This is a genomic window from Plantactinospora sp. WMMB334 (assembly GCF_049179095.1).
Lineage (GTDB): Bacteria > Actinomycetota > Actinomycetes > Mycobacteriales > Micromonosporaceae > Plantactinospora.
Genome location: NZ_JBMHME010000002.1, coordinates 6,149,592 through 6,162,370, shown reverse-complemented (window position 1 = coordinate 6,162,370; position 12,779 = coordinate 6,149,592). Strand labels below are relative to the sequence as shown.

At 75.3% G+C, this 12,779-nt stretch carries 9 protein-coding genes; 6 read left to right on the top strand and 3 right to left on the bottom strand.

Annotation, left to right across the window (positions count from 1 at the left end; translation table 11 throughout):
* The first annotated feature begins 247 nt into the window (after positions 1-247).
* Genes ACN27G_RS26435 through ACN27G_RS26410 form a run of 6 tightly spaced genes read left to right on the top strand, consistent with a single transcriptional unit; the run spans position 248 to position 9,844 of the window.
* Positions 248-1,606: a glycoside hydrolase family 5 protein gene (locus ACN27G_RS26435; protein WP_421495446.1), complete on the top strand. Its 1,359-nt coding sequence runs from the start codon at positions 248-250 to the stop codon at positions 1,604-1,606.
* A gap of 4 nt (positions 1,607-1,610) precedes the next feature.
* Entirely contained in the window at positions 1,611-3,896 is a 2,286-nt protein-coding gene (locus tag ACN27G_RS26430; RefSeq protein WP_421495445.1) for a 3-dehydroquinate synthase family protein, read from the top strand.
* Positions 3,893-6,292 (top strand): ROK family protein, encoded by a 2,400-nt coding sequence (locus ACN27G_RS26425; RefSeq protein ID WP_421495444.1) that lies wholly within the window; start codon positions 3,893-3,895, stop codon positions 6,290-6,292. Before ACN27G_RS26430 ends, ACN27G_RS26425 begins: the two co-directional genes overlap by 4 nt.
* Positions 6,289-7,905, top strand: a complete 1,617-nt coding sequence (locus ACN27G_RS26420; protein ID WP_421495443.1) for a hypothetical protein — start codon at positions 6,289-6,291, stop codon at positions 7,903-7,905. Before ACN27G_RS26425 ends, ACN27G_RS26420 begins: the two co-directional genes overlap by 4 nt.
* Positions 7,902-8,909, top strand: a complete 1,008-nt coding sequence (locus ACN27G_RS26415) for a Gfo/Idh/MocA family protein (protein ID WP_421495442.1) — start codon at positions 7,902-7,904, stop codon at positions 8,907-8,909. The genes ACN27G_RS26420 and ACN27G_RS26415 overlap by 4 nt, the downstream gene beginning before the upstream one ends.
* A complete protein-coding gene (locus tag ACN27G_RS26410; RefSeq protein WP_421495441.1) occupies positions 8,909-9,844 on the top strand; it encodes a sugar phosphate isomerase/epimerase family protein in 936 nt (311 codons plus the stop codon). Before ACN27G_RS26415 ends, ACN27G_RS26410 begins: the two co-directional genes overlap by 1 nt.
* An 89-nt stretch (positions 9,845-9,933) precedes the next feature.
* Here the strand turns inward: ACN27G_RS26410 and ACN27G_RS26405 are convergent, their stop codons facing one another.
* The 3 genes from ACN27G_RS26405 to ACN27G_RS26395 all read right to left on the bottom strand — a co-directional run bounded on the left by ACN27G_RS26405 (position 9,934) and on the right by ACN27G_RS26395 (position 12,545).
* Positions 9,934-10,851: a glycosyltransferase family 2 protein gene (locus ACN27G_RS26405; RefSeq protein ID WP_421495440.1), complete on the bottom strand. Its 918-nt coding sequence runs from the start codon at positions 10,849-10,851 to the stop codon at positions 9,934-9,936.
* Entirely contained in the window at positions 10,848-11,612 is a 765-nt protein-coding gene (locus tag ACN27G_RS26400; RefSeq protein ID WP_421495439.1) for a DUF6071 family protein, read from the bottom strand. Before ACN27G_RS26400 ends, ACN27G_RS26405 begins: the two co-directional genes overlap by 4 nt.
* A gap of 111 nt (positions 11,613-11,723) precedes the next feature.
* Positions 11,724-12,545, bottom strand: a complete 822-nt coding sequence (locus ACN27G_RS26395; protein ID WP_421495438.1) for a TetR/AcrR family transcriptional regulator — start codon at positions 12,543-12,545, stop codon at positions 11,724-11,726.
* Positions 12,546-12,779: the final 234 nt, after the last annotated feature.

The following is a 12,779-nucleotide window of genomic DNA, read 5'->3' as shown; positions in this document are numbered from 1 at the left end:
GCGTCCATTTGATCATGGCTGCCCTCTTGACGATTCACCGCCCATCGTATTGAGTCAATATCGGTCCGAACGGGCAATGCACCCGACGACGGGAAAGGCAGGGGGTGGCATGTCCGTGTCCCGGTTTACTCTGGCGTGCCCCGGAGGATTTCTCCGGACCAATGGCGATCAAATAGTTGACGGCGACGGGCGGCCGGTTATCTGGCGGGGCATTGGCCTCGCCGGTTGGCTCAACCTCGAGAACTGGATGACCGGTTTCCCCGCGTACGAGCAGGGCATGCGGGCGGCCGTGCGGGACGTGCTCGGCCCGGAACGCGCGGCGTTCTTCTTCGACCGCTTCCTGGAGCACTTCTTCACCGCCGACGACGCCAGGTTCATCGCCGGGCTGGGCTGTAACGTGGTCCGGATCCCGGTCAACTACCGCCACCTGGAGGACGACCGCCGGCCGTTCGAGATCGTGGAGACCGGCTTCCACCACCTCGACCGGGCGATCGAGCTGCTGGCCCGGCACGGCGTACGCACCATCATCGACCTGCACGCGCTGCCGGGCTGGCAGAACCAGGACTGGCACAGCGACAACCCCACCCACGTCGCCCAGTTCTGGCAGCACCCGCACTTCCAGGACCGCGTGGTGCACCTCTGGCAGGCGATCGCCGGCCGCTACCGGGACGAGCCGTGGGTCGCCGCGTACAACCCGGTGAACGAGCCGGCCGACCCGACCGGGGAGGTGGTCGGGCCGTACTCGCGCCGCCTGGTCGAGGCGATCCGCGCCGTCGACCCGGAGCACATCGTGATCCTGGAGGGCAACCGCTACTCCAACGACTTCGACGTGTACGGCGACCCGCTGCCGAACGTCGTCTACTCGCACCACGACTACGCGCCGCCCGGCTACGTCCCGGACGGTCGCTATCCGGGGACGGCGCACCTGACCCACGTCTGGGAGTCCCCGGACGGGATCGGTTACGAGCACGGCATCCTGCTGCCGGAGCAGTCCCGGGACCAGTACTTCGACGCGGCCGTCCTGGAGCGGACCTATCTCAAGCGCAGCGAGTACATGCTCCGCACCGGCACCCCGGTCTACGTCGGCGAGTTCAACGTGGTCTTCACCGGTGACGCCGAACGCGACCGGATGCGGCTCGGCCTGCTCGCCGACCAGTTCGACATCTACACCCGGCACCGGGCCAACTGGGCGTTCTGGCCCTACAAGGACATCGGCGTCGCGGCGCCGCTCACCGTCGACCCGGAGAGCCCGTGGATGCGCCGCGTCCGCCCGGTGCTGGAGAAGAAGGCCCGGCTCGGTGTCGACCTGTGGGGCGGCCGGCACGACCACATCCAGCAGATCATGCGGCCACTCCACGAGCTCTTCGCCCGGGAGTTCCCCGACTACCTGCCGTTCCCGTTCGGCAGCGAGTTCCTGATCGGCCGGCTGGTGCCGCAGATCCTCTTCGCCGAGGCCCTGCTGCCGGAGTTCGGTGAGCTGTTCCGGGGGATGGACGAGCCGGCGATCGACGAGATGATGGCCTCGTTCCGGTTCGACCGGTGCCGCCCCCGCCAGCCCCTGGTGGACCTGCTGCGCCACGCCTGCGTCCAGCGGGCATCGGTCTGAGGCGATGTCACCGACGACGGGGGCCCCGGCGACGGGAGGGCCGACGACGGGCGGCCCGGCGACGGGAGGGCCGGCCCGGATCCGCGACCTGCCCCGGCCGGCGCCGGCACCGGCGCACGGGCTGAAGGACACGCTCCGGACCGAGCTGATCGACACCTTCGAGCTGCGGATGCGGCCGGAGCTGTGCCGGCCCGGCGATCCCACCCTGCTGCGGGCACTCGGCGGCGCGCGCCGGATCCTCGCCCTCTGCGACCGGCCGGAGCAGGAGCGCCGGCTCGACGCCTACCTCGGGCACTGGCGGGAACGCGGCGCGCTGGACCGGTACCGCACGGTCCGCCTCCCGGACCTCCGCGACTACCACGACCTCCGCGCGGTGGGCGACCATGCGCCGGTACGCGCGGTGGTCCGGGCCGCCGTCGCGGCCGGGCTCGGCCGGCGGGACGCCTTCGTCTGTCTCGCCGGAGCGTCGGGCACCGCCGTCACCGCGCTGGCCGCCGCCATGTACCGCCGGCACGCCCGCGCGGTCCGGGTGCACGACGACCTGCCGGCGCTGCTGGCCTCCCTGCACTGGAGCGCCCGGGTGCTGGCCGGTGCGCCGGCACTCGCCGCCGAGGTGCGGGATCCGGTGCTCCTGGTCGACGTGGACACCCTGCTCGCCGACCCGGCCCCGGTCCGCCCCGGCGAGCGGTCGGCAGTACGTCACCTGGCCGGCTTCGACCCCGTACTCGCCGACCAGCTCGACCGGGTTTCCGACCCGGCGCGGATCCGGCGGGCGGCGCTGGACGCGGTGGCCCGGCTGCTGCACCGGTACGGTCCCGGCGACGGGCGGATCTGGCGCCCACCCCCGCGAGCCCGTTCCGGAACCCGCCCGACGCCGCCGACGCCCGCCCGGCCACCGGCCCCGGGTGCTCGGCCGGCCCCGGATGCTCGGCCGGCCCCGCTCGTGCTGCCGGCCTCCGCCCTGCCGGCGGCGTCGGCCGCGCACGGGAGGTCGGCCGTGCACGGGGCGTCGGCCGTGCACGGGGCGTCGGCCGCCCACGGGGCGTCGGCCGCGCGGGTGGCACCGCGGGTGGTCTCCGCTCCGGTTCCGGCGCCGGTCCGGGCGCACCGGATCCGCGAGCTCAGCTACCGGGTCACCTTCACCACCGGCGTACTCGACCCCGACAACGCGGCGCTCTCCGCGCACCTGCCGGCCGGCGCCCGGGTGCTGGCGGTGGTGGACGACTACTCCCCGGCGGTCACCGCCGCCGTCCGGGAGACGCTCGCCGGCCGGTGCCGCCCGGGCCGGCTCGCCGGCTACACGGTGCTGCCGTTGCGCAGCTCGCCCCGGGGCAAGACCTTCGAGGCCGCCGGGCGGCTGCTGCGCCGGGTGCACCGGCTCGGGCTGGGGCCGGCCGACCGGATCCTCGCGGTCGGCGGGGGCACCGTGCTCGACCTGGTCGGCTACGTCGTGGCCTGCCATCCCGGCGGCACACCGTACCTGCGCATCCCGACCACGCTCGTCGGGCTGGTCGACGCCGGGGTCGGGCTGAAGGTCGGTGTCGACTCCGACGGCCGGAAGAACCTGCTCGGCGCGTACCACCCGCCGCTGGCCTGCCTCTGCGACGCCGGGTTCCTGGAGACCCTGCCGGACGTCGAGTTCCGGTGCGGCCTGGCCGAGATCGTCAAGATCGCACTGGTCCGGGACGCCCGCCTCTACGCCCTGGTCGAGGAGCACCACGCCGCGCTCCGCGACCCCGCCGCCGCACCGGTGCTCGACGAGGTGCTGCGGCGGGCGGTCGCCGCGATGCTGGTCGAGCTGGAGGAGAACCCCTGGGAGCGGCGGCTGCGCCGGCTGGCCGACTTCGGCCACGAGTTCGGGCACCTGCTGGAGGAGCGCTCCGGCCACCGGCTCCGGCACGGTGAGGCGGTGGCGGTCGGGATGGCGCTCTCCTGCCGGCTGGGCGTGGCCGCGGGGCGGCTGCCGCAGGGCCTGGCCGACCGCGCCGAGACACTGCTGCGCCGGATCGGGCTGCCGACGTACGACGGCTGCTGCGACGCCGACGAGCTGTGGCGGGCGCTGCACACCCACGTACTGCCGCAGAAGGGCGGCGAGCTGCACCTGGCCGTACCGGTCGGGATCGGGGTCGGCGGCTTCGTCGACTCGATCGACGAGATCGACGCGGCACAGCTACGCCGGGCCTGGTCGGCGCTGCGCCGGCGGGCCGCCCCGGCACCCCGGCAGCGCCCCCGCAGCTCCCCGCCGACCATCTCCGCCGCCCCCGCCGCCCACACCTGGAGCGCTCCATGACCACCGAGGCGGTGAGAAGGGGTCCCTTCCTACCGCTCGCCGCGCCGGAAGGACTCCCGCTCGACCCCGCCGGCACGACCGGGCCCGACGTCGTGGTCGACGTGGGCGGCACCTCGACCCGGCTGACCATGGCCGAGGCGGGACGGCCGGTCGGCGAGCCGGTCCGGTTCGCCACCCCGAACCGGCGCGACCGCCCGGGGCTGCCGCTGACCGGCGTACGCGAGCGGCTGCTGGACCGGATCGCCGAGGAGGCCGACCGGCTGCACCGGACCGCCGAGCCCGCCGGTCGCCGGGACCTCGGTGTCGCCGTCGGCGCGGTGGTCGGCACCGACGGGGTGGTCCGGGACGCCAGTGTGCTCTGGCAGGCCCAGTCGGCCGGCTACGACATCCGGGCCGCCCTCCGGACCCGGCTGCCGTGGGCCCGGGTGACCGTGCTCAACGACGTGGCCGCCGCCGCCTGGCACTACCGGCGGCTCGGCCGGTTCGCCCTGGTCACCGTGAGCACCGGGGTCGCGGTCAAGGTCTTCGACGACCGGCTCCCCGGCACCGCCAAGCTGCTCTCCGACCCGGCCGGGCTGGGCGGGGAGATCGGGCACGTGCCGGTGGAACCGACCCGGCTCGACGCGCTGCCCGGCGGCCCGACCGGAGCCGCCCGGCTCGGCCGGGCCGCCGCCGCCGGGGACCGGGGTGCGCGCGAGCTGCTGGACGGGCTCGACCTGCCGTGGTGCGACTGCGGCGCGGTGGGCGACCTCTGCGCGTACAGCTCGGGCCCGGCGGTGGTGCGCGCGGCGGTCCGGCGGGCCCGGCGCGACCGTGCCGACTTCGCCGGCTCGGTACTGCACCGCCTGGTCGGCGGCGACCCCGCCAGGATCGACGCGCGGGCGCTGGCCGACGCGGCCCGCACCGGTGACGCGTTCGTCGCCGACGTGCTGCGGGCGGCCACCCGGCACCTCGCGGTGGCGCTGTTGCAGGTCTGTGCCCAGTCCGGGCTCCGCACCGTGGTCGTGGTCGGCGGCTTCGCGCACGGCGTCGGCGCGCCCTGGTTCGCCGCGCTGCGCGAGTGGTTGGCGACGCTGCTCGTCGACGCCGGCTGGTTCCAGGGCTGGACCGCCGCCGACCGGGACGCCCTGCTGCACGTGCCCGGGGACGCGGAGCACGCCACCCTGGCCGGGATGGCCGGCTATCTCGCCGCACGGCGTACCGAGACCCGGGAGGTGGTCAAGCCGGTCGGCGAGTCGCGGCTGCTCCTCACCGCCGGCACCTGGCCGCGGTGCGGTCGCGAGCAACTGCTGCTCCGCCCCAGGTACGCCGGACTCTGCGGCACCGACCTGCAGATCCTGCGTGGCGAGCGTGGGCTGGAGCCCGGCGTGCTCGGGCACGAGTGCGTGGCCGAGGTGGTGGAGGCGGGGGCGGCGGTCACCGGTTTCCGCCCGGGTGACCTGGTGACGTTCAACCCCAACCACCCGACAGACGACTACCTCAAGCTCGGCCACAACGTGCCGGGGGTGTTCCGGGACGTCCTCGTCGCCGACCTCGGCGCGCTGGCCCAGGGCCAGATCCTCGGGGTGCCGCCCGGCTGCGGCCCGGAGTGGGTGCTGCTGGATCCGCTCGCCGCGGTGCTGCACGCACACCGGGTGCTCGCCGGGGACTGGTCCGGCCGGGACGTCCTCGTCGTCGGGGCCGGAGTACTGGGCCTGCTGCACGCCGCCGTCGCCCGCGCCCGTGGCGCCCGTACGGTGACCGTGGCGAGCCGGACCGACCGGCGGCTCCGGGTCGCGGTGCGGCGAGGGCTGCCGGCTCCGGACGCGGTGCTGCCGCTCGGGCCGGGACTCGGCGCCGGAGTCCGCTCCGTCACCGGCGGACGGGGCGCCGAGCTGGCCGTGGTGGCGGTGGCCGGCGACGGCGGGCCGGCGGCGACCGAACTCGTCTGGCCGGCGCTGGCCGACGACGCGCGCCTGCACCTCTTCGGCGGTTTCGGGCCCGGCCGGCCGGTCCGGGCCGGCGGCGGCACGGTGCTGGACCCGGCGCCGCTGCGGACCGGGGGCGGGCGCCGGGTCGTCGGCAACCCGGCCGGTGGCCGGTGCACCGTGCTCGGCACCCGGGGCGGTCGCGGCAGCGACTTCGCGGTCGCCCGCGAGCTGCTCACCGGCGGCGGGTCCCGGCAGGATCGTCCACCCCGGCCGGGCATGCTCGACCTGGCGCCGCTGGTCAGCCATCTCGTCTCGCTTCCCGCGCTGCCTCAGGTCGCGGCCGAGCTGCTCGACCACGGGACGGTGTCGGGCAACGCGGCGCTGCGGGTCGTGGTCGACTTCCGGCTCGACGGCACGGTGCTGGCCCCGGCGCCGGCCCCCGCCGGCCATCCGGGCCCACCACCCGCACCGCGGGGTACGCCGTGACCGCGCGGCACTGGCCGGAGCCGAGCGGCGCCGAACTGTGGGCGTACGTGGGGGCCGCCGCCAGTGGCGAGCGGTACGGCCCGGCCGGCACCATCGCCGCGCTGGCCAGCCTCGCCGGTGCGCCCCGGCTCGGCTGGGTACATCCGCCCTCCTGGCCCCGGGTGGCCCGGCTCACCGCCGCACGGGGAGACGGCACGCTGTTGCGCGGCTGCCGCCAGGCGGTCTTCGTCGGCACCGGCGGCTGGGCCTTCGGGCTGCGGGCGATCTCGGAGGCGGTGCCGGGGCAGCGCGTGATCCGGGTCCTGGACTCGCTCGACCCGCAGGCGATGCAGCGGACCCTGCGGGAGCTGCGCGGGTGCCCGGCGACGGCCTGGTTCGCGGTCAGCGCCTCCGGGCGTACCCGGGAGACCCGGCTGCTGGCCGCGACCCTCGCGGCGGCCCGGCACCGGATCGGCGGCGCGGCCCCGGCGTGGCTCTGCGAACGCGCCGGCACCCTCTCCCTGGCCGGCGGCTACGACCAGGTGGCGCTCTACCACGCCCCGCTCTCCGTGCCGGCGCTGCTCGCCGCCCGGATCCTGACCCCGGCCCACTTCGACGACGCCTACCGGGCGTTCGCCGGTGCCGCCCGGGCGATCGGGGAGTGGGCCGGCGAGGAGTCGGCGCGGCTGCCGGCCGTCGGTCGGCCACGGGTGCTGTTCCGGCTGCCGCCCGGCGCCGGTCCGGGCCTGCGGCTCTGGACCCTCCAGGCCGCCCGGCAGGGCTGGGGCGGCAAGTCCGAGCGGTTCCGGCCGTGGCCCGACGTGGCGTGCGAGCAGAGTGAGGCGGCGCTCGCACAGGCGGCGTCCGCGCAGAGCGGGGCGGCGTCCGCGCAGGGTGGGGCGGCGTCCGCGCAGGGTGGGGCGGCGTCCGCGCAGGGTGGGGCGGTTCCGTGTGACGGCCCGGCCGGTCGGGTCGCGGCTGCGGCGGCGGGGCCGGCGTCCGGAGCGCTGGTCGTCGACGTCGCGGCGGGGATCGCGGCGCTGCCCCGGCCCGACGGACCGGCCGGCGCGGTCGCCGCCGCGATGGCCGCCTGCTACGCGGTCGCGGCCCTGGTCGCCTGCGTCGCCGTCCGGCACGGGCTGCGGTTCGCCACGCACGACGCCGTGCAGCACTACAAGCGACTGCTGCCGGCGGCACCGACCGCCGACGACCGGCCCACCGGAGGCCGCCCGGTCGGCAGCGCCGACGAACTGGCCGCCGTCCTGGCGGGCTGGCTGGCGGAGCGACCGGACCTCGGCACGGTGCACGTCGTCGGGTACGGAGCCGAACCGGTGACCGCGCTCGGCCCGGAGTGGCTGGCGCGGCGGCTCGGCCGCCCGGTGGAGGTGCACGAGGGGAGCGGCTGGAACCACCACTCCTACCAACTGGCCTGGCACACCCGCTCGGTCGGGGTGGCGGTGCTGCTCACCCCGGATCGGCCGGCCGACACGGGTGACCGGGCCCTGGACGGCGCGCTGGCGGCCCAGCGGCACACCCTGGACGCCATCGCGGGAGCCACCCACCGGTCGCTCGCCCCGCGTAGCCTGCTGCTGCGCTGGCACGGCGGCAGCGGCACGCCGGGACGGCCCCGGTGACCTTCCGGATCGGCATCGTGGGCGCCGGTTTCCTGGCCCGCCGGTCGCTGCTGCCGGCGATCGCCGCCGCCGACGACCTGAGCCTGGTCGCCGTGCTGGACCGGGACGAGGCGGCGTTGCGGGCGGTCGCCGCCGGGCGGCCGGGGATCTGGTACGGCACCGACGTGCGGGAGTTCCTGCGTGCGCCGCTGGACGGGGTGCACGTGGCCACCCCCAACGGTCGGCACGCCGAGTTCGCCTGCCGGGCCCTGGCCCGGGGCATCCCGACCCTGGTGGAGAAGCCGCTCGCCGACACCGTGGCCGGCGGGCAGTGGATCCTGCGGGCGGCGACGGCGTCCGGGGCTCCGGCGATGGTCGGCTACATGTCGCGGTACAACGCGTACAACCGGGCGGTGGTCGAGGAGGTCCGGTCCGGGCGGCTCGGCGCGCCCCGGTCGATCACCGCCTGCCACCTCGGGCACCGGGACGGGGACTGGCGCAACCGGCGGGCCGACAGCGGCCTCGGCTGCCTCGGCGACCTGGCCATCTATCCGCTGCTGACCGCGGCGGACGTCTTCGACGCGGCGCCGACGGCGTGCCGGGCCACCGGCTATCCGGGCGGGGATCCGGAGCTGACCGAGATCTTCGTCGAGGCGACCGTCTGGTTCGGCGAGGAGCGGCTGCTCCAGATCGAGTCCTCCTTCACCGAGCCGCCGGCGACCGGCGTCTCCCGGTACACGGTCGTCTGCGAGCGGGGTCTGCTGGTGGTCCGGAACTCGTGGGCGATGGACTCCGGCGGCTCGGTACTGGTCTGCGACGAGCGTGGCCGGCGCTGGCTGCGCCCCGAGCCGGTGGACCCGTACCTCGCCCAGTACCGGGCCTTCGCCGCCTGTGCGGCCGGGGCACCGGTGCCGGTGGAGGTGGGAGTCGCGCGCGGGCTGCGGGACCTGCGGGTGCTGCACGCACTCGAACGAAGCGTCGCCAACCGCGGGATGCGGCTGGCGTTGACCGGAGGGCAGAACTGATGAAGCTCGTCCTGCACAGCTACACCTTCCGCCGGTATCCGCTGCGGCACGTCTTCGCGGTCGCGGCGCGGCACGGCTGGGACGGCATCGAGCTGGTCCACTTCCACTTCGACCCGGCCCGGCTGGAGACCGAGGTGGCCGGCGCGGTGGCGCTCGGCCGGCGGTACGGGGTCGGCGTGCACTGCCTCGGCTACACCGGTGACTTCGTCGGCACCGACCCGGCCGGCCGGGCCGCGTCGCTGCGCCAGGTCGAGCGGACCATCGCGGCTGCCGCCCGGCACGGGATCGGGCTGGTCAACGGCTGGTCCGGCACCCTGGAGCGGGATCCGGACGACTGGCGGCGCAACGGCAGCGCCATCGCCGAGGAGGCGCACTACGAGCGCGCGGCCGAGGGCTACCGCCGGCTCGGCGAGTACGCCCACCGGCACGGCGTACGGGTCGGGGTGGAGGTCTATCCCGGCTCCGTACACGACACGGTCGCCGGCACGGCCAGGCTGCTGGCGATGGTGGACCATCCGGCGGTGGTCGCCACGGCCGACCCGGGCAACGCCTACGTGGTGAGCCCGGCCGACCGGGATCCGGCCGTGCTCGACCAGCTCGCCGGCAGACTCGGCTACTTCCACCTGAAGAACCTCCGCCCGGACGGCGGACGGGCCGACTTCAACGTGGACACCGCCGAGGGGGTGCTGGACAACTACGCCTGGATCACCCGGGCGGACTCGCTCGGCGTACCGGCGATCTGCGTCGAGTACTGCGGGGACGGTGACCCGCATCCGCCGATCGCGCGGGCCGGCGACTACGTACGCGACTGCCTCGCCCTCCGCGCCGACCTGGCCGACCGGCACGAGCAGGCCGAGGCGGCTCGGCGCGGTGCCGCCGGGGCGGTGCTGGCCGGCGCTGGCCGACACCGTGGCGGTGCTGCGGATCCTGGATGAGGTGCGGGCGCGCGTCGGAGGTCAGGTATCCGGCCGGCGGGGGCGGCGTGTGGTCGGACCGGTCAGGGAAGGACCAGGCGGTTGTGCGGTCAGGGGAAGACGACGCGGTTGCGGAGGCTTCCGGCGAGCCGGCCGCAGCGCATCGCGCACCGGGTCACCCAGACGGCCCGGTGCCTGCGGGAGCGGAGCAGGTCGGGCAGGTGCCGGAGGAGCCAGCGCCACTCGCGGGCGGCGGACCGGACCGAGCAGGGTAGGCCGGCGGCGGCGAAGTCCCGGTAGAGCCGGGGATGGCTGAGGCCGTACGAGTAGTACTGCCGGGCCATCGCGGGCAACCGGCGGCGCAGCCGGTAGTGCACGACGGCGTCCGGCAGTGCCCCGATCCGGTGCCCGGCCAGTTGGGCCCGCCAGAAGAAGCTGACCTCGTCCGAGCCGTACCGGTAGGCAGGGTCGAAGCCGCCCAGCTCCTCGAAGACGGCCCGGCGGACCCCGCAGTTGGCGCCGAGCGCGTACGGGAGGAAGTCGAATCCACCCTGGAGCGAGCCGGCCGGTTTCTCGGGCCGGGTGGCCAGGGCGACGTCGTCGTTGAGCAGCCGGCGTTCGACGTGTCCACCGACGGCGGGAAACTCGGCGAGGCCGCGTACCATCTCCGCCACCCAACCGGGCGCGACCACGTCGTCCTGGTCGCAGAAGAGCAGCAGCTCGCCCCGGCTCACCCGGCAGCCCTCGTTCCGGGCGTAGCTGGTGCCGGGGTACGCGTCCGCCCGGTGCAGGCGGAGGTGGGGCAGCCGGCCGGCGAAACCGGCGACGAGTGCGGTCGTACCGTCGGTGGAGCCGTTGTCGACGACGATCAGCTCCCAGCGGCCGGCATAGGTCTGCCGGGCCAGCGCCGCGAGCTGCGCGCCGATGGTCGCGGCGCCGTTGCGGGCCGGCATGATCACCGAGACCAGCCCGGGCCCGACCGGATCGACCGGCCCGACCCGGCCGACCGGGCGCGGTTGTACGGTCATCGGCGGCTCCGCCCGGTCGCGGGGAACCGCAGCCGTTCGTCGCCGCCGAGCCAGCGCAGCATCGCGTCGGCGAACTGCCGGTGCCCCTCCCGGAGCGGATGGTCCCAGTCGCCGAAGGGAACCTGGCCGAAGACCATCTCCCGGAAGGTGTCCTCGGGCCGGGGCGGCAGCTCGCCGAAGACGAGGTCGGCGCGGAGTGCCCGCATCACCGGCACCGCCTCGGCCGGGACGGGGTCGGGCAGGATCTCCCAGGCGAACGCGAACCGACTCGGCACGCCGCGGCCGGTGAGGTGGTGCTCCAGCAGCAGCCAGTCCACGAAGAAGTTGACGGTCTCGCCGGTGGTGCTGAAAAGATGCCGCAGATACGCCTTCGACGGCTTGTCGCCCTCGGCGGCCTTCCAGTCGGCGACCCGCTGCCAGTGGAGTTCCCCCGGCAGGTCGGGGCGCACCCCGAGGTCGGGCCGGACCGGGCCGTCCTCGATGCCGCTGTCGTGGTATTCGTTGCGGCTCAGCGCGGTCCACATGCCGACGAAGAGCATCTGGTCGTAGCCGACGCCGTGTGCCGCCCGGATCGACTCCAGATGCTGCACCGTGCTCCGGACGGCCCGTCGGTTGGAGCCGCCGTCGCAGGCCAGGTTCACCACGTCGATGCCGAGGTTCCGGCCGAGTACGGCGGGCCAGGCGTCCTTCTCCGGCTCCGTGAGCTCGGCGCCCCGGGCGAAGCTGCAGCCGTTGACCACGAGCAGCCGGATCGTGCTCATGCGGCCGTCTCACTCCTGTCCTGTTCGCCGAGGCGTCTATGGGAACGCTCCCACGACGAAGGCAGGGGTAAATATATCCAGTACCGGTGGGGTGGGCAACGGGCTCGGACGTCAGGATCCCGGACCCGGGCCGGCCGGGCCGGTCGGGGCGCCAGCGCGGGTCGCGGGGTCGGCGGCGCGGGTCGACACCAGAGCCTCGATGCCGTCCAGGACGCGTTGCAGCCCGAACTCGAACGCGCGGGCCGGGTCCGCCGGTGCGTCGTACTCGGCACCGGCCGCCCCGCCGACCCGGGCCGCCATGGGATAACGCTCGGGGTCGAAGACCTGCGCCAGCAGGGGTTCGTAGCTCTGCCACCACTGCTCGGCGGTCATCCCGGTGCGCTGCGGCATCTGGGCGGCCTCCACCGCACCACGCACCGCACCGTGCACGTAGTCGGCGACCAGGGTGACCACGAGGTCCATCTCGACCTCGGTCAGGCCCAGCCCGGCGACGGCGGTCAGCTCGCGGTCGTACCTGGCCAGCAGGTTCGGGCCGAGCACCGGGACGCTGGTCGCGACCTGGAGCAGCCAGGGGTGCCGGCGGTAGCGGTCGTAGTTCTCCCTGGCCAGTCCTGCGAGCCGGCTCCGCCAGTCGTTCCGGTCGCCGTCCGGCTCGGCCGTCGGGGCGTGCACGGTGTCGAGCATCACGTCGATCAGTTCGGCCTTGCCCGGCACGTACGTGTACAGCGACATCGCGGTGACGCCGAGCCGCTCGGCGACCCGTCGCATGGAGAGCCCGGCCAGCCCTTCGGCGTCGGCGATCTCGATCGCCGCGCCGACGATCCGGTCCACCGTGAGCCTGGGCTTCGGGCCTCGTCGCGGTCGATCCGGTACGCCCCAGAGCAGTTGCATGCTCCGTTTCGGGTCCCCGCTGCCGCTGTATTCCGTCGTCACCCCGTCATTCTCTCCAACCGGGTAACTCCGTACACCGTATGCCGTACGCCGTCGGTCGTCCCGACCGTCTCCGGCGGGTGCACCGGACCGGGTTGGCGCCATCGGACCTGGGTATCCGCAACAGCGGCAGAGCGAGCGCCCCGACCGCCGGCGCCCGTCGGTGTCTACCACGGCGCGCGGCCGTGCGACGGCGGCGCACGCCGGTGATGCGGCGACGATCGTCTCCGTGTCACG